The sequence below is a fragment of the Streptoverticillium olivoreticuli subsp. olivoreticuli genome, from assembly GCF_003391135.1.
GTDB classification, from domain to species: domain Bacteria; phylum Actinomycetota; class Actinomycetes; order Streptomycetales; family Streptomycetaceae; genus Streptomyces; species Streptomyces blastmyceticus.
In genome coordinates this window covers 1,734,488-1,753,022 of sequence record NZ_CP031455.1, presented here as the reverse complement: position 1 = coordinate 1,753,022, position 18,535 = coordinate 1,734,488, and the positions used below count along the sequence as shown (strand labels likewise).

Genomic DNA, 18,535 nt, shown 5'->3' with positions numbered 1-18,535 from the left:
GGAGTGGAAAGACATGCCGGGTACGGAGGACAAACTTCGCCACTACCTGAAGCGGGTGACGGCGGATCTCGGGCAGACCCGTCAGCGCTTGCGCGAGGTGGAGGAGCGACAGCGGGAACCGGTGGCCATCGTCGCGATGGCCTGCCGGTACCCGGGCGGCGTGACGTCGCCGGAGGAGCTGTGGGACCTGGTCGCCTCGCGCGGCGACGCCATCGAGGAGTTCCCGGCCGATCGTGGCTGGGACGTGGGGAGCCTCTACCACCCGGACCCGGACCACCCGGGCACCAGCTATGTACGGGAGGCCGGCTTCCTGCGGGACGCCACGCGCTTCGATGCCGACTTCTTCGGTGTCAACCCGCGCGAGGCGCTGGCCGCCGACCCGCAGCAACGGGTGCTCCTCGAAGTGTCCTGGGAACTGTTCGAGCGGGCGGGCATCGATCCGACCACGCTCAAGGACAGCCTCACGGGCGTGTACGCGGGGGTGTCCAGCCATGACCACATGTCCGGGTCCCGGGTGCCGTCCGAGGTGGAGGGATACGCCACCACGGGCACCCTGGCCAGCGTGATCTCCGGCCGCGTCGCCTACACGTTCGGCCTCGCCGGGCCCGCGGTGACACTCGACACGGCGTGCTCGGCGTCGCTGGTCGCGATCCACTTGGCGGCGCAGGCGCTGCGGCAGGGCGAGTGCAACCTGGCCTTGGCGGGCGGCGTGACCGTGCTGTCCACGCCCACCGCGTACGTCGAGTTCTCCCGCCAGCGGGGCCTGTCCCCGGACGGCCGCTGCAAACCGTTCGCCGCCGCGGCCGACGGCACCGGCTTCTCCGAGGGCGTCGGGCTGATCCTGCTGGAACGCCTCTCCGACGCGCGCCGCAACGGTCATCAGGTGCTCGGCGTCGTAAGAGGCTCCGCCGTCAACCAGGACGGCGCGAGCAACGGCCTGACCGCCCCCAGCGACATCGCCCAGGAGCGGGTGATCCGTCAGGCCCTGACCAATGCGCGCGTCACCGCGGACACCGTGGACGCCGTGGAGGCACACGGGACCGGTACGACGTTGGGCGATCCGATCGAAGCGCAGGCGCTTCTCGCCACGTACGGCAAAGAGCGCGAGGAAGACCGGCCGTTGTGGCTGGGTTCGGTGAAGTCGAACATCGGCCACACGCAGGCTGCCGCGGGTGTCGCCGGTGTGATCAAGATGGTGATGGCGATGCGGCACGGGGAGCTCCCGGCCTCATTGCACATCGACCGGCCCACGCCCCACGTGGACTGGGAGGGCGGGGGAGTGCGACTGCTCTCCGACCCTGTGCCGTGGCCACGGGCCGACCGGCCCCGGCGGGCGGGCATCTCCTCGTTCGGCATCAGCGGCACCAACGCACACCTGATCCTGGAACAGGCCCCTGAGCCGGCTGACGAGGAGGCCCCGGGGTCGACAGGCGCCGAAGTCTCCGACGGTGCCGTGGTGCCGTGGGTGGTCTCGGCTCGTGGTCCGCAGGCTCTGCGTGATCAGGCGCGTCGCCTGGGCGACTTCGCCCGTGGCGTGTCCGGTGTGTCGCTGAGTGATGTGGGTCGGTCGTTGGTGGCGACGCGTGCGTTGCACGGGCATCGGGCTGTTGTGGCGGCTTCGGAGCGTGCGGAGTTGGTGGCGGGGCTTGAGGCGTTGGCCGCGGGGGAGACGCATCCGGCGTTGATCGGTCCGTCCTCCTCGCAGGTTCGCGCGAGCGGTGATGTGGTGTGGCTGTTCAGTGGCCAGGGCAGTCAGCTGGTGGGGATGGGCGCGGGGTTGTATGAGCGGTTTCCGGTGTTCGCGGTGGCGTTTGATGAGGTGTGTGCCCTGCTGGAGGGGGAGTTGGGGGCTTCGCCGAAGGAGGTGGTCTTCCGCGGTCCGAAGGAGCGGTTGGATCACACGGTGTGGGCGCAGTCGGGGTTGTTCGCGTTGCAGGTGGGCCTGGCCCGGCTCTGGGAGTCGGTCGGGGTGCGCCCTGATGTGGTGATCGGGCATTCGGTGGGGGAGATCGCGGCCGCGTATGTGGCGGGGGTTTTTGATCTGGCGGGTGCGTGTCGGGTGGTGGGTGCGCGTGCCCGGTTGATGGGTGCGTTGCCCGAGGGTGGTGCGATGTGTGCGGTGCAGGCGACGCCTGTTGAGCTGGCTGCTGACTTGGAGGGTTGTGCCGTCGGTGTGGCGGCGCTCAACACCCCTGATTCCACCGTGATCTCGGGACCGGCCGGTGAGGTGGAGCGGATCGCCAAGCTCTGGTCGGAGCGGGGGCGCAAGACGAAGGCGCTCTCGGTCAGTCATGCTTTCCATTCCGGGCTGATGGAGCCGATGCTGGAGGACTTCACCGAGGCGATCCGTGAGGTGGAGTTCAAGGAGCCCGTGATCCCGCTGATCAGCAATGTCTCCGGACGGCCCGCGGGTGAGGAGATCGCGACCCCGGAGTACTGGGCCCGGCACGTGCGGCGGCCTGTTCTCTTCCAGCCCGCCATCGCCCACGTCGCCGAGCGCGCCGGGGTCTTCGTGGAGCTCGGTCCCGCCCCGGTCCTGACCACCGCCGCCCAGCACACCCTCGACGACATGGCCGAGGCGGACGCACCCGAACCGGTCGTCACGGCCTCGCTCCACCCCACGCAGACGGACGACGTGGCCTTCACGCAAGCCGTGGCCCGCCTGCACGCGGCAGGGATCGCCGTGGACTGGTCCGGCTGGTTCCCGGCCGAACCCACTCCCCGTACCGTCGACCTGCCCACGTACGCCTTCCAGGGGCGGCGGTTCTGGCTGGCGGACAGCCTGGTGCCCGAGGCCGCGCAACAGGCGGACGGCGGAGAGGCCGGGTTCTGGGCGGCCGTGGAGGGCGAGGACGTCCAGGCGCTCTGCGACACCCTGCACCTCAAGGACGACGCGCGCAGGTCGGCCCTGGAGACGGTGTTCCCGGCCCTGTCCGAGTGGCGGCGCGAGCGGCGCGTGCGGTCCGTCGTCGACTCCTGGCGCTACCGCGTCGACTGGCGGCGCGCGACCCTCCTCGCCCCCGCCGCCCCGGACGCTTCCGCTGCCGGAACGGGTGCCTGGCTGATCGTGGTGCCCGCGCAGGGGGCCGGGGCCTGGACCCAGGCGTGCGTCAGCGCGCTGGAGCGGTCCGGAGTCCCGGTGGCGCTCGTCGAAGCCGGTCCGAACCCGAGCCGGGCGGACCTGGCCGACCTGCTCCGCTCCCACCGGGCCGGGCACCCGGACGGCACGCCGCCCGCCGGAGTCCTGTCCCTGCTGGCCCTCGGCGAGCAGTCGGACGCCTCTCGGAGCACCGACGGTCTGACCGACACCCTGGCGCTTTTCCAGGCCCTGCTGGACGCCGGCCTTGACGCACCCCTGTGGTGCGCCACCCGCGGCGCCGTCTCGTGCGGCGGCACCGACCCGGTCACCTCCCCGGGGCAAGCGGCGATCTGGGGCCTCGGCCGGGTCGCCGCCCTGGAGCATCCGGAGCTGTGGGGCGGCCTGGTGGACCTGCCCGCCGATCCGGCGGACCTCGCGGCGGCACCGCTGCACGCGGTGCTGTGCGGGGACGGTGCCGAGGACCAGGTCGCGCTGCGCCCGACCGGGGTCCTCGGCCGCCGCCTGGTGCCCGACGCGGCACCCGACGATGGCATCGGGGAGAGCCGGCGGCCGTACGGCGCCGTGCTCGTGACGGGTGGCGTCGGGCATCTGGCGGACCACGTCGTGCGGTGGCTGGCCGCGTGCGGTGCCGAGCACGTCGTACTCCTGGACACGGACGGAACCGGCAGTCGTCAGGAGGCCGGGCTCGCCGCCGAAGCGGCGCAGCACGGCACTGAGGTGACGGTGGTGGCGTGTGCGCCAGGAGACCGGGAGGCGGTGGCGCGGGCACTCGGGGAGCTGACGGACGTACGGATACGGACGGTCATCCACACCTCCCTGCCCGGTCGGCCGGCCCCGCTGGCGGAGGTCACGCCCGACGAGCTCGCCGCGGCCCTCTCCGCCGCCGTGGACCTGGGCGAACCGGTCGGTGCCGGCACGGTGGAGACCGTGCTGTTCTTCTCGTCCGTGGCGGCCGCGCTCGGCAGCAGGGAGCACGGCGCCCACGCGGCCGCCAACGCCTACCTCGACGCGCTGGCGCAACAGCGCAGGCCTGAGGGCCCCCGTACGGTCTCGGTGGGCTGGGGCATCTGGGATCTGCCGGACGACGGGGACCTGGCGCTGCGGCACACCGGCCTGTCGAGGCGGCAGGGGATGTTGCCGCTGGAGCCACAACTGGCGCTCGGTGCCCTGCATTCGGTGCTCGACGGAGGCGACGGACACGTGCTGGTCGCCGACATCGAGTGGGAACGCTTCGCGCCGCTGTTCACGCTGGCCCGCCCCACCCGCCTCCTCGACGGTGTTCCCGCGGCCCTGCGAATCCTTGACGCTGCGTCAGATGATGTGGAGGGGGCGGACGTCTCGGCACTGCGCCGCGACCTGTCCGCCCTGCCCGGGCGTGAGCGGCTCGGCTCGCTGCTGAAGGTGGTCCGTACACAGGTGGCGGCCGTGCTGCGCTACGAGCCCGGGCAGGACGTGGAGCCGGAACGGGCCTTCAAGGACCTGGGCTTCGACTCCCTCGTGGTGGTCGAACTGCGCAACCGGTTGCGCGCCGCCACCGGGCTCCGGCTGCCTGCCACGCTCGTCTACGACTACCCGACGCCGCGCGCCCTCGCCGAGCACCTGCTGGAACGGATACTGCCCGACGGGGGTGCGGCGGAGCTGCCGGTGGCCGCGCACCTCGACGACCTGGACGCGGTGTTGGCGGGCCTCGCGGCGGACGACCCGCGCCGCCGGGGCCTCGTACGGCGGCTGCAGGCCCTGCTGTGGAAGCACCTCGGCACCGCGGGCCCGGACGCGGTGGACGAGGAGGAAGCGCAGGGCGGGCAGCAGGACCTGTCCGGGGCGAGCGCCGACGACATGTTCGCGCTGATCGACCGCGAGTGGGGCAGCCGGTGAGCCGCCCGGCCCGGCCGCCCGCCGCCCGGCCCGGCGGGTGAGTGACGGTACCCCTGAAGTGCACGCCCGCTCACACACGGACGGCGGCCCGCATCACATCCGATGCGGGCCGCCGTCCGTGCGGAAGGACGTGCCGGTCAGGAGCGCACAGCCGCCGGAGCGATCCGCGCGGCGTCCAGGTTCACCACCGCCAGCTCGTCCGGGCTCAGCGGGGGAGCGGTCAGCTCCGGGCGGCGTTCGCTGGAGCGCATCGCCAGCAGGAAGCGGTTGGAACCCAGCTCGGACTGCGGGGAGTTCAGGCTCATGACGTCCGTGACGATCTCGGACGCCTCCGGAATGCGGATCGACGCGGCGGTGATGGCGTCGGCGAACCGCAGGCGCTGCTCCGTGTCGACACCGACGAGCCGTGGATCCGTCGCGTCCACACGGCAGTTGATGTAGTCGATGTCCTTGGACGCGGCCAGGATCCACGGGTCGTCGACGGCCGCGCCGATCGCCTTCTGGACGAGCCGCCCGGCCCCCGCCTCCGATGGTCCGCCCCGCGCGAGCTCCCGGTCGAGCGTGACGGCGCAGCGCGCGGCCGAGCTCATGCCGTGGCCGTAGATCGGATTGAAGGCGGTCAGGGAGTCGCCGACGACGAGCAGCCCGTCGGGCCACTGTTCGAGCCGCTCGGGATACAGGCGCCGGTTGGCGCCGGAACGGGAGCCGTGGACGGGCGTGAGCGGCTCGGCGTCCCGCAGCAGCTCGGCGATGAGCGGATGGGCCAGATCCTTCGCGAACGGCAGGAACTCGTCCTCGTCGGAGGGCAGCCGGGCGCCGCGGGTGCAGGAGAGCGTCACGATCCAGCGGTCGCCCTCGATGGGATAGACCACGCCGAAGCGGCCGGGCTCGCGGAGGCTGTCGTCGGCGGCGATGTTCACGGCGGGGAAGCGGGTCGTCGCCCCGGGCGGGGCCTGGAAGAACCGCGTCGCGTAGGCGACACCCGCGTCCACGACGTCCTCTTCGAGCGCGGGCACGCCCAGCGCCGACAGCCACTGCTTGAGCCGGGAGCCGCGCCCGGTGGCGTCGATCACCAAGTCGGCGTCGAGCGGTGTCCGTCGCCCGCTTCCGAGGTCGCGTACGACGACGCCGGTGACCCGGCCGGCGCTGCCGGTCAGCTCCACGGCCTCGGTGCGCTGCAGGACGGTGACGTTCTCCGCCGTCAGGGCCTGCTGCCGGACGGTCAGGTCGAGCAGCGGGCGGCTGGCGAGGAGGGCGAACTGGGTGGCGGGGAAGCGGTGCTGCCAGCCCTGCCCGGTGAGGGTCACCAGATCCTCGGGGAAGCCGAGTCGGCGGGCGCCCGCCGCGAGGAGGCGGTCGGTGGTGCCGGGCAGCAGGTCCTCGATGAGACGGGCGCCGTTGGACCACAGCAGATGGGCGTGGCGCCCTTGGGGAACTCCCTTGCGGTGCCGGGGTTCTTCCGGCAGGGCGTCGCGCTCCACGACGGTGACGGTGCCGGCGTGGCGGGCCAGGACATGGGCCGCGAGGGTCCCTGCCATGCTGGCGCCCAGAACGACGACGTGTGCGGGGCGGGTGATGGTCACGCGCGGGTCCCTTCGGGGTGGGTGGTGTCGGTGACGGCCGCCGTGCCGGTCGTGCCGGGCTCGTCCATGGTCACGTCCGTCACCCCCCAGAACGCCTGGACCCGGCGGCCGAGCCCGTTCTCGTCGAGCTCGACGATGCCGACGATGCGGAAGGTCATCGGCCGTGGCCTCTGCACGGTGACGGTCGTCGGCGTCACGACGAAGCGGTCGTCCATCGAAGTCATCGGCGGATCGGGAACCTCGTACGTCCCGCAGGAGACCGCCAGTTCGAGATGCCTGCGCAGATCGTCCTTGCCCACCATCGGCGGCCGTCCCACCGGGTCCTCGAAGACGATGTCGTCCGCGAACAGGTCGAGGACGCCTTCGATGTCGCCGGCGTTGATCCGCTGGGCGTAGTCGAGTGCCATCTTCTTGCGCGCGGCCTCGTCGGGCATAACACCTCCAGGATGGATGGGCGGGCCTGAGCCGCCGGTCAGTCGAGGACCGTGAGATCGGATGTGCCCCAGTAGGACTTCACGTGCCGGATGAGGCCGGCCTCGTCCAGCCGCATCACGAGCATGGCCGTGCGCCGAAGGCGGGCCGTCCGTGGATCGTCGGGGGCCTTGAGCCGGCCCCGCTCGGCGTGGAGCGGGCCCGCGGGCAGATAGTCCATGACCGAGGTGACCTGCAGCAGTACGTGGGTGCCGTCCTGTCCGGCGACCGGCTCGGCCGCCTCCTCCCGGACGTGGGCGGCGAGCAGGCTCCCGTAGTGCGCGCGCAGAGCCTCGTGCCCGCTGATCGGCGGCAGGCCGACCGGGTCCTCCAGGACCGCGTCGGGCGCGTACAGCTCGACGACCGCGTCGACGTCCCCGGCGTTGATCCGGCGGCTGTGCTCGAGGGCACGCCGTTTGCGGGTGAACTCGTTCATCGCTGTCCTTCCACTGCCTGGCCGTTGCGTCCGTCGCCGGTGTCCTTGCCGAGATCCCGGTCGATGAACGCGAAGATCTCGTCGATCGACGCGTCCTGGATGCGGGCGGTCACCGCGGCGTCCTCGGCCGCGCCGTCCGGCACGTCGAGGCGGGACAGCGTGGCGCGCAGCCGCCCGGCCAGCTCGGACCGTGCCGTGCCGTCCCGCGAGGAGACCGCGAGCAGCGTCGACTCCAGGCGCTCGAACTCCTCCAGGACACCCGCGAGCGGATCCGCCTCCTGGGGCGCCAGTTCCAGCCCCAACCGGTGGGCGAGCGCCGTCGGATCCGGGTGGTCGAAGACGAATGTCGCGGGCAGCTTCAGGCCGGTGGCCGCGGAGAGCCGGTTGCGCAGCTCCACGGCGGTCAGGGAGTCGAAGCCCAGCTCCCGCAGCCCCTGCGCGGCATTGACGGGCGTGGCCGCGTCGTACCCGAGGACCGCCGCGACGTGCGAGCACACCAGGTCGAGCAGCGCCCGCTCCCGCTCCGCCGCGGGCAGCGCGCCCAGCGACTTGCGGAGCGCGGACGCCCCCACCGAGCCGCCGGCGGCCTTGCCCGCGCCGCCCCGCACCAGATCCCGCAGCAGCGTCGGGGCGGCGGAGTGACTCCGCGCCTGCCTGCGCATCCGGGCCAGGTCCAGGCGGACCGGCGCGAGCAGCGGCAGACCGCTGCTCCACGCGGCGTCCAGAAGGGCGAGGCCCTCGTCGGCGTCGAGCCCGACCACACCGGCGGCGGCGTGCCGCGCCCGGTCGGCGTCGCTCAGGCGCCCCGACATCCCGTCCGTCAACTGCCAGTAGCCCCAGGCCAGGGAAAGCGCGGCGGCCCCGCTGCCCTGGCGGTGCCGGGCCAGCCCGTCGAGGAAGGCGTTGGCGGCCGTGTAACCGGCCTGCCCGGCGCCGCCGAGCAGCCCGGCCACCGAGGAGTAGAGGACGAACGCCGACAGGTCCGCGTCCGCGGTCAGCTCGTGCAGGTTCCAGGCCGCGTCCGCCTTCACCCGCATCACCTCCTCGACCTGGTCGGCCGTGAGGTTCTGGACCACCGCGTCGCTCACGGTGCCCGCGCAGTGGAAGACAGCGGTCAGCGGATGCGCCTCCGGCACCGACGCCAGCAGGTCCGCGGCCGCGTCCCGGTCGCCCGGGTCGCAGGCGGCGAAGGTGATGTGCGCGCCCAGCGCGGCCAGTTCGGCCGCGAGCTCCAGCGCACCGGGCGCCTCGGCGCCACGCCTGCTGGACAGGAGCAGATTCCGCGCCCCATGGCGACCGACGAGATGACGGGCCGTCAAGGAGCCCAGGGCGCCGGTGCCACCGGTGATCAGAACGGTGCCGTCGGGGTCGAACGCGACGGGCAGCGTGAACACCGGCGGGTGTGTCCCGGGGGACGGGGCGCCCAGCGCCTCGGGCGCCCGCCGGATGTCCCACACGCTGACGCCGAGAGGCTCCAGGAGACCTCGCGCACCCAGCTCCGCCCATGCGGCGAGCACGTCACGTACGCGGTCGGGCGTGGCGGGCTCGACGATCCGGTCCGCGCCGCCCTCCCGCCGGACCACCAGCGCACCGTCCTGGACCGCCAGGACCACGGCGGGGGAGTGCTCACGGCCCCTCCCGCGCGCGAGCGCACCGCCGCCGGCGTCCACCTGCCAGTGCCGGGCCAGCTGCAGCGCGGCCCACCCGACGGCGCCCGTCTCCTCCTCGACGAGGAGCGGCGCACCGTCGCGCAGCGCCGCCACGTCCGACAGCGCGTGGTACGCGGCCACGAAGGCGCCCACGGATCCGGCCGCCTGCGTCCAGCTCCAGCCGGACGGCACCGGTGCGAGCAGCCGCTCCTCGGCGACGGCCACCGGCCCCACCGCCTCGAACAGCCCGAGCACCCGGTCGCCCACCGCCACGGCGCCGACCGCGGCGCCCACCTCCGTCACCACACCGGCACCCTCGACCGCGGGCGTGGGAGCGGCGAGCGCGGCCGGGTCCGGCGCGGCCGCGCGCAGGGCCACCCGCACCTCGTGCGCCGCCAGGTCCCGACCGGCCTCGGGGGCGTCGACGAGGGCCGGCCGCCCCCCGTCCCCCGCCGCCAGCCGCCACATGGCGGAACCGACCGGCGGCGCGAGGCGCCCGGAGGCGTCGTCACGTACGAGCCGCGGCACGTGCATCCGCCCGTCGCGCAGCGCCAGTTCCGGCTCACCGGACGCCAGCGCGTCCGGCACCGCCTCAAGGGATGCAGCCAGGTCGTCGATGTCGAGCAGCGTCAGGCGGCCAGGGTTCTCGGTCTGCGCGCTGCGCACCAGACCCCACAGCGACGCGCCGGGCAGATCGCCGACCCCCTCGCCCGGGAGGGCGGCGACCGCACCTTGGGTGACGACGACCAGGCGGCTCGCCTCGAACGCGGAGTCGGTGACCCACTCCTTGAGCAGGGACAGCAGCGCGACGGAACCCAGCCGTGCGTACTCGGCCGCGTCGTACGCACCTTCCTCGGGCGTGACACACACGGCGAGTACGACATCGGGCGCCTCGGCCCCTTCGGCCACCTCCGCCCGCAGCGCGCCGAAGGTGTCCCGCACGGGAGTCCCGGGCAGCACACCGGCGAGGTCCGCGGCCAGCGGGTCCCCGGCCGGCGCGACAAGAGCGGGCCGCACGGAACCGCCGCCGCCCTCCGCGCCCGCCCGCGCCCGGTCGAGCTGCGGCCAGTCGAGCCGGAACAGCGCGTCGCGGTCCACGGCCCGTGCACCCGCGATCCGGTGAGCCGCCACGGGCCGCACCGTGAGCGCATCCAGCGTCAGGACCGGCGCGCCGCCGGTGTCCACGGCCGTCAGGGACAGCTGGTCCGGTGCCGTACGGGCGATACGGATCCGCAGAGCGTCCGCGCCCGCCGCGTGCACCCGCAGCCCGCTCCAGGAGAACGGAAGGAGCACCTGGTCCGTGTCCGCGGACGATGTGACCGCGTCCAGGATCAGCGCGTGCAACGCGGAGTCGAGCAGCACCGGATGCACTTGGTACCGCCCGGCCCCGCCGCTCTCCGTCTCGGGCAGTGCCACCTCGGCGAAGATGTCCTCGCCCTGTTTCCAGGCGGCCACGAGCCCCTGCGACGCGGGCCCGAATTCATAGCCGTACGAGGCGAGGTCGCCGTAGGGATCACGGCTGGAGACCGGCGTGGCGCCGGGCGGCGGCCAGGCCCCGCCGAGGGCCGCGTCCGACGCGTCCGGGCCGGCGGGAGCGAGCACACCCGCGGCGTGCTTGGTCCACGCGGCCTCCTCCTCGCCGTCGCTCGTGGGCCGGGAGTGGACGGACACGGCGCGCCGTCCGTCCCCGTCGACGGCGCCGACCGACACCTGCAGGTCGACCGCGCCCCCGTCCCCGAAGGCGAGCGGCGTGTGCAGCGCGAGCTCCGCCAACTCCTCGCAGCCGGTGCGCACGGCGGCCTGCAGGGCGAGCTCCACGAAGGCCGAACCGGGCAGCAGCACGGTGTCCATGACCCGGTGCTCGGCCAGCCACGCCTGGTCCCGCGGCGAGATCCGGCCGGTCAGCAAATGGCTGCCGCCGTCGGCGAGCCCCACGGAGGCCCCGAGCAGCGGATGCCCCGCCGAGGCGAGCCCGAGCCCCGACGGGTCCCCGGCGAGACCCCGGCGCCCCTCCAGCCAGTACCGCTCCCGCTGGAAGGCGTACGTCGGCAGATCCACCACCCGGGGCAGCGGAACGGCCGGGAACCAGCCCGTCCAGTCGACGTCCGCTCCGGCGGTGTGGGCCTGGGCGGCGGCGTGGGTGAGCTGGGTGGTGTCGCCGTGGTCGCGGCGCAGGGTGGGTATCACGGTGGCGGGTATGTCCGCCTGCTCGATGGTTTCCTCCATGCCGAGGTTGAGGACGGGGTGGGGGGCGGCTTCGATGAAGATGCGGTAGCCGTCGGTGAGCAGGGCTTTGATGGTGTCGGCGAAGCGGACGGGGTGGCGCAGGTTGGTGATCCAGTAGTCGGTGTCGAGGGTGCTGGTGTCGTCGAGGTTTCCGGCGGTGACGGTGGAGTAGAACGCGATGTCGGTGTTCATTGGCCGGATGCCGGTCAGGCGCTCGGTGAGTTGGTCGGTGATCTCGTCGACCTGGGGTGAGTGGGAGGCGTAGTCCACGTCGATGACGCGGGCGCGAAGGCCGCGTGCCGCGGCGTCGGCGACGACCGCGGCGACGTGCTCGGGCGAGCCTGAGATCACGGTGGAGGAGGGGCCGTTGATGGCGGCCACTCCCACGTCCGGCCGGTCACCGATCAACTCGGCGGCCTGCTCGGCGCTGGTTCCGAGGGAGGCCATGGCGCCGTGTCCGGCGAGCTGCCGGAGGGCGTCGCTGCGTACGGCGACGATCCGCGCCGCATCCTCCAGCGACAGGGCCCCGGCCACGCACGCGGCGGCCATCTCGCCCTGTGAGTGGCCGACCACGGCGGCGGGGGTGATGCCGTAGTCGGCCCACACGGCGGCAAGGGAGACCATCACCGCCCACAGAACAGGCTGGACCACCTCCACCCGCGACAGCTCACCGCCGTCCCCGCGCAGCACCTCCGTCAGCGACCAGCCGACGTAGGGGGAAAGAGCCTGCTCACACTCGGCAATACGGGCAGCGAACACCGGTGACTCATCGAGCAGTTGGGCACCCATGCCCGCCCACTGCGACCCCTGCCCGGGAAAGACCAGCACGGGACCGGCACCGGAGGAACCGGCCACCCCGGACACCACATCCGGCGACGCCTCACCCGACGCCAACGCCCCCAGCCCGGCAGTCAGCGCCTCCCGGTCCTGCCCGAGGACGACCGCCCGGTGCTCGAACACCGACCGGCTCTTGACCAGCGACCACCCCACATCGACGGGTGACGCCGGCCGGGGATCGGTGGCCAGCCGGGCGGCAAGGACACCGGCCTGCGCCCGCAGCGCCTTCTCGTCACGCGCCGAGACGACCCACGGCACCACCCCGGCCGGAGAGTCGGACGAGGGCGCGCCCACCGGCTCCGGTACGTCCGGGGCCTGCTCCAGGATCACGTGCGCGTTCGTCCCCGAGATGCCGAAGGCGGACACCCCGGCCCGGCGCGGGCGTTCGCCACGCGACCACTTCACCGGCTCGGCGAGGAGCCGCACTCCGCCGCCGTCCCAGTTCACGTGCGGCGTGGGCGCGTCGATGTGGATCGAGGCGGGCAGCTGCTCGTGCTCCAGGGCCTTCACCATCTTGATCACACCGGCGACACCGGCCGACGCCTGGGCGTGGCCGATGTTCGACTTGATCGATCCGAGCCACAGCGGCCGGTCCTCGGGCCGGTCCTTGCCGTATGTGGCGAGGAGTGCCCCGGCCTCGATGGGGTCGCCGAGTGTGGTGCCGGTGCCGTGTGCCTCCACCACGTCGACGTCCTCGGCGGAAAGCCGGGCGTTGGCGAGGGCCTGCCGGATCACCCGCTGCTGCGCCTGCCCGTTGGGCGCCGTGAGGCCGTTGCTCGTGCCGTCCTGGTTGACGGCAGAACCGCGAATGACGGCGAGGATCTTGTGGCCGTTGCGCCGCGCCTCGGAGAGCCGCTCCAGGACCACGAGACCGACACCCTCGGCCCAGCCGGTGCCGTCGGCCGCGGCGGCGAACGGCTTGCACCGCCCGTCCGAGGCGAGGCCCCGCTGCAGGGAGAACTCCACGAACGCACCCGGCGTCGCCATCACCGTCGCGCCACCGGCGAGCGCCAGTGAGCACTCGCCCTGGCGCAACGCGTTGGCCGCCTGGTGGATCGCCACGAGGGACGACGAGCACCCGGTGTCGAGCGTCATCGCCGGGCCTTCGAGACCCAGTACGTACGACACGCGGCCCGAGGCGACACAGCCGAGGTTGCCGGTGCCGATGTACCCCTCCACCTCGGTGGGGCGCTCACCGACGAGCGCCAGGTAGTCGAAGATGGTCAGGCCGGTGAACACCCCGGCGTTGCTGCCCTTGAGGGCCTCGCGGTTGATGCCCGCGTGTTCGAACGCCTCCCAGGCGGTCTCCAGGAGCAGCCGCTGCTGCGGGTCCATGGCGATGGCCTCGCGCGGGCTGATGCCGAAGAACGCGGCGTCGAAGTCCCCCGCGTCGTAAAGGAATCCACCCTCGCGCACATAGCTCGTCCCGCGGCTCTCCGGATCCGGGTCGTACAGCGCCTCCAGGTCCCAGCCCCGGTCGTCGGGGAAGTCGCCCATGGCGTCCCTGCGGGCCATGACCAGGTCCCACAGCTCCTCGGCGGAGCGCACGCCGCCCGGGTACCGGCAGGCCATGCCGACGATCGCGATCGGCTCGTCTCCGGCGGCAGCGGTGGCCACCGGCACCGCGTCGGCGGGTGTCGCCCCACCGGACAGCTCGGCCTGGAGGACGTCCGTGAGGGCCTCGGGCGTGGGGTGGTCGAAGACCACCGTGGTCGGCAGGGTGAGGCCCGTGCTCTTGTTGAGCCTGTTCCGCAGCTCCACCGCGGTCAGGGAGTCGAAGCCGAGCTCCTGGAACGGCTTCGCCGCCGGCACGGCGTCGACATCCGAGTGCCCCAGCGTCGCCGCCGCCTGGGAGCGCACGTGCTGCAGCAGCAACTGTCGCTGCTGAGCGGGCTTCGCCCCGGTCAGCTCCTGGTGCAGCGACGTCCCCTCCACGGCCTCCTGCGGCACCGGGGCATTCACCCGCCGGTTCTCGGGCAGGTCCCCGAGCAGTGGACTGGGCCGCTGCGCGGTGAATGTCGGGGTGAACCGGGACCAGTCGAAGTTCGCCACGGTCAGCGTGGTCTCACCCGAACTCAGCGCCTGGTGCAGCGCCTTGACGCACAGCTCAGGGCTGAGCGGGTGCAGACCGAAACGGCTGAAGAAGGCCAGAGCGGCCTCATCGGCCGCCATCCCGGCTTCGGCCCAGGGTCCCCAGGCGATGGAGGTGGCGGGGAGCCCTTGGGAGCGGCGGTGTTCGGCGAGGGCGTCGAGGAAGTGGTTGGCCGCGCCGTAGGCGCCCTGCTGGCCGCTGCCCCATACTCCGGCGCCGGAGGAGAACATCACGAAGGCCGTGAGGTCCGAATCCCGCGTCATCTCATGCAGATTGAGAGCGGCACGCGCCTTCGGCTGAAGCACTGCGTCCAGCTCCGGCGCCGAGAGGTCGTTCAGCGCGATGTAGTTCGGCACTCCCGCGGCGTGGATGACGGTGGTGAGGGGGTGTTGGTCGGGGATGTTGTCGAGGAGGTTCTGGAGTTGGTGTGGGTTGCTGACGTCGCAGGCGGTGATGGTGATGGTGGTGCCGAGTTGGGTGAGTTCGTCGGTGAGTTCCTGGGCGCCGGGTGCGTGTGGTCCGCGTCGGCTGGTGAGGTGGAGGTGGGGTGCGCCTTGGTGGGCGAGCCAGCGGGCGAGGACGGCGCCGATGCCGCCGGTGCCGCCGGTGATGAGGGTGGTGCCTGTGGGTTGCCAGTGGGTGTTGTTGTGGGTTGGGGTGGTGGTGGTTGGTGCGTGGGTGAGGCGGCGGGCGTGGGTGCCGGTGGGGCGGATGGCGGTTTGGTCTTCGTGGTGTGGGGTGGTGAGGGTGGTGGCGAGGCGGGTGAGGGTGTGGTGGTCGATGTGGGTGGGGAGGTCGGTGAGGCCGGCCCATAGGTGGGGGTGTTCGAGTGCGGCGACGCGTCCCAGGCCCCAGATGTGGGCTTGGACGGGGTGTGTGAGGGGGTCGGTGGTGCTGGTGGAGACGGCGCCTTGGGTGAGGGTGTGGAGGGGGGTTGTGGTTCCGTTGGTGGTGAGGGCCTGGATGAGTGTGGTGGTTGCGGCGAGTCCGGCGGGTACTGCTGGGTGCTGGGGGTGTGGTTCCTCGTCCAGCGCCAACAGATTGACGATCCCGGCGTATGAGTCTCCATCCATCAGCGCGCGCAGCTCCTGGGCGAACCCCTCACGTTCCACGGCACGTGCATCGACCACGTGACGCCGCGCCTCGGCGCCATGGGCGGTCAGTGTCTGCGCGGTCGCGAGGACGGCGGGGTGATCGGCGTGTGCGGCGGGAACGAGCAGGAGCCAGGTCCCGCTCAGCTCCGGTGCCGCCGCGTCGGCCAGGTGCTTCCACGTGACGTGGTAGCGCCAGGAGTCGATCGTGATCTGCTCCCGGTGTCTCCGCCGCCAGGCCGACAGGGCCGGCAGCGCGGGCTCCAGCGCACCGATCGTCTCCGACTGGCCCTCGATCTCCAGACTGCTGGCGAGCGCCTCGATGTCCAAGTCCTCGATCGCTTGCCACACCTGGGCCTCGACCGGATCGTGGCCACCGCCCGTCGTGGGCGCCGCCGCGGGCGGCTCCACCCAGTAGTGCTGGTGTTGGAAGGCGTAGGTGGGGAGGTCGATGGTGTGGGGGGTGGGTTCGGTGGGGAACCAGCGCTGCCAGTTTACTTCCGCTCCGGCGGTGTAGGCCTGGGCGGCGGAGTGGGTGAGTTGGGTGTGGTTGCCGTGGTCTCGTCGGAGGGTGGGGATGGTGGTGGCTGTGGTGCCGGACTGGTCGATGGTTTCTTGTATGCCGAGGTTGAGGACGGGGTGGGGGCTGGCCTCGATGAAGATGCGGTAGCCGTCGGCGAGGAGGGTTTCGATGGTGTCGGCGAAGCGGACCGGCTGACGCAGATTCGTCACCCAGTAACCCGTGTCCAGGCCGGTGGTCTCCAGGCGCCCGGCGGTGACGGTGGAGTAGAACGCCACGTCGGTGTCCACCGGCTGGATACCGCTGAGTCGCTCGGTGAGCTGGTCGGTGATCTCGTCGACCTGGGGTCCGTGGGAGGCGTAGTCCACGTCGATGACGCGGGCGCGAAGCCCGCGTGCCTCGGCGTCCGTGACCACTGCGGCGACCTGCTCGGGCGGGCCGGAAATCACCGTCGATGCGGGGCTGTTGATGCCGGCGATGCCCACTCCTGGCCGGTTGTCGATGAGCTCGGTGGCCTGCTCGGCGCTGGTTCCGAGGGAGGCCATGGCGCCGTGTCCGGCGAGCTGTCGGAGGGCGTCGCTGCGTACGGCGACGATCCGTGCCGCGTCCTCCAGGGACAGGGCTCCGGCGACGCAGGCGGCGGCCATTTCGCCCTGTGAGTGGCCGACCACGGCGGCGGGGGTGATGCCGTAGTCGGCCCATACGGCGGCAAGGGAGACCATCACCGCCCACAGGACGGGCTGGACGACCTCCACCCGCGACAGTTCACTGCCGTCCCCGCGCAGCACTTCTGTCAGGGACCAGTCGACGTAGGGGGAAAGAGCCTGCTCGCACTCGGCGATCCGGGCAGCGAACACCGGTGATTCATCGAGCAGTTGGGCACCCATGCCCGCCCACTGCGACCCCTGTCCCGGGAACACCAACACCGGGCCCGGACCCGTGTCACCGGCCACCCCGGACACCACATCCGGCGAAGCCTCGCCCGACGCCAGTGCCTGCAGCCCGGCGACGGCCTGGGCACGGTCATGGCTCACGACCACGGCCCGGTGTTCGAACACCGAGCGTGACGTGGCCAGTGACCAGCCCACCTCGGCTGTGGAGGCATCCGTATCCCCGGCTGCGAACCCACTCAGTCTGCGGGCCTGTTCGCGCAGCGCATTCCCGGTCCGACCGGAGACGAGCCACGGCACCACCGCACCCGCCGCGGGCTCGGGTGCGGGGCCCACCGCCTCCGGCCGCTTCTCCTCCGGTGCCTCCTCCAGGATCAGATGCGCGTTCGTGCCCGAAATCCCGAACGCCGAGATGCCCGCCCGGCGGGTACGCTCCGCCGGCCACTCGACCGGCTCGGTGAGCAGCCGTACGCCGCCCTGCTCCCACTGGACGTGTGGTGACGGCGCGTCGATGTGCAGCGAGGCGGGCAGGAGGCCGTTGCGCATGGCCATGACCATCTTGATCACTCCGGCGACACCGGCGGCCGCCTGCGTATGGCCGATGTTGGACTTCACCGATCCGAGCCACAGCGGCCGGTCCTCGGGCCGGTCCTTGCCGTATGTGGCGAGGAGTGCCCCGGCCTCGATGGGGTCGCCGAGTGTGGTGCCGGTGCCGTGTGCCTCCACCACGTCGACGTCCTCGGCGGAGAGGCGCGCGTTGGCGAGGGCGGCGCGGATGACCCGCTCCTGCGAGGGCCCGTTGGGGGCGGCGAGCCCATTGCTGGTGCCGTCCTGGTTGACGGCCGAACCCCTGATCACCGCAAGGACCCTGTGCCCACGACGCCGCGCTTCCGAGAGCAGTTCGAGCGCCACCATACCGGCGCCCTCGCCCCAGCCGGTGCCGTCGGCGGCGGCCGCGAACGGCTTGCACCGCCCGTCGGGTGCGAGCCCGCGCTGCCGCGAGAACTCCGTGAACGAGCCGGGCGTCGCCATGACGGTGGAGCCGCCGGCGAGGGCGAGCGAGCACTCGCCCTGCCTCAGCGCCTGGGCCGCCAGGTGGATCGCGACCAGCGACGACGAGCACGCGGTGTCGACCGTCACCGCCGGGCCTTCGAGCCCCAGGGTGTAGGAGATCCTGCCCGACACCACACTGCCGAGGTTGCCGGTGCCGATGTACCCCTCCACCTCGCTGGCCGTCTGGCTGATCAGCGTCAGGTAGTCGTGGGCGCTCACCCCGGTGTAGACGCCGGTGTCGCTGTCCTGCAACGCCCGCGGGCTCAGCCCCGCGTGCTCGACGGCCTCCCAGGCGGTCTCCAGGAGCAGCCGCTGCTGCGGGTCCATCGCCACCGCTTCGCGCGGGCTGATGCCGAAGAACTCGGCGTCGAAGTCGCCCGCGTCGTAAAGGAAGGCGCCGTCCCGCACATAACTGGTGCCCGGGTGCTCGGGATCCGGGTGGTAAAGCGCCTCCAGGTCCCAGCCCCGGTCGTCGGGGAACGCCGAGACGGCGTCGCCCCCATCGCGTACGAGACGCCAAAGATCCTCGGCGGACCGAGTGCCACCGGGATAGCGGCAGGCCATCCCCACGATGGCGACCGGCTCGGCCGATTCCTTGTCGCGGAGCCGTTGGTGGGCCTCGCGCAGCTCCGCGGTGACCCACTTGAGGTGATCGAGAAGCTTCTCCTCGTTCGACATCTAACCCAGGCTCCTTGGCGCTACGTGGATGATC

5 protein-coding genes are annotated in these 18,535 nt (G+C 72.5%); 1 reads left to right on the top strand and 4 read right to left on the bottom strand.

Annotation, left to right across the window (positions count from 1 at the left end; genetic code table 11):
- Positions 1-13 precede the first annotated feature (13 nt).
- Positions 14-4,975, top strand: a complete 4,962-nt coding sequence (locus DXZ73_RS07390) for a type I polyketide synthase (RefSeq protein ID WP_116210209.1) — start codon at positions 14-16, stop codon at positions 4,973-4,975.
- Between the two features lie 137 nt (positions 4,976-5,112).
- On the opposite strand, the gene DXZ73_RS07385 is transcribed toward DXZ73_RS07390, so the two are convergent.
- The 4 genes from DXZ73_RS07385 to DXZ73_RS39355 are packed head-to-tail and all read right to left on the bottom strand — an operon-like array spanning position 5,113 to position 18,501.
- On the bottom strand, positions 5,113-6,558 hold the full coding sequence (locus DXZ73_RS07385; protein WP_116210208.1) for an NAD(P)/FAD-dependent oxidoreductase: 1,446 nt from the start codon (positions 6,556-6,558) through the stop codon (positions 5,113-5,115).
- A complete protein-coding gene (locus DXZ73_RS07380) occupies positions 6,555-6,992 on the bottom strand; it encodes a nuclear transport factor 2 family protein (RefSeq protein ID WP_116210207.1) in 438 nt (145 codons plus the stop codon). Before DXZ73_RS07380 ends, DXZ73_RS07385 begins: the two co-directional genes overlap by 4 nt.
- 38 nt (positions 6,993-7,030) lie before the next feature.
- Positions 7,031-7,465, bottom strand: a complete 435-nt coding sequence (locus DXZ73_RS07375; protein ID WP_116210206.1) for a nuclear transport factor 2 family protein — start codon at positions 7,463-7,465, stop codon at positions 7,031-7,033.
- Positions 7,462-18,501: a type I polyketide synthase gene (locus DXZ73_RS39355; RefSeq protein ID WP_275898572.1), complete on the bottom strand. Its 11,040-nt coding sequence runs from the start codon at positions 18,499-18,501 to the stop codon at positions 7,462-7,464. Before DXZ73_RS39355 ends, DXZ73_RS07375 begins: the two co-directional genes overlap by 4 nt.
- Between the last annotated feature and the right edge of the window lie 34 nt (positions 18,502-18,535).

What these genes read in the sequence shown, in the direction of transcription:
- DXZ73_RS07390 (WP_116210209.1), top strand. Translation starts at nt 14, where the DNA reads ATGCCGGGTACGGAGGACAAACTTCGCCACTACCTGAAGCGGGTGACG.
- DXZ73_RS07380 (WP_116210207.1), bottom strand. Translation starts at nt 6,992, where the DNA reads ATGCCCGACGAGGCCGCGCGCAAGAAGATGGCACTCGACTACGCCCAG.
- DXZ73_RS07375 (WP_116210206.1), bottom strand. Translation starts at nt 7,465, where the DNA reads ATGAACGAGTTCACCCGCAAACGGCGTGCCCTCGAGCACAGCCGCCGG.
- DXZ73_RS39355 (WP_275898572.1), bottom strand. Translation starts at nt 18,501, where the DNA reads ATGTCGAACGAGGAGAAGCTTCTCGATCACCTCAAGTGGGTCACCGCG.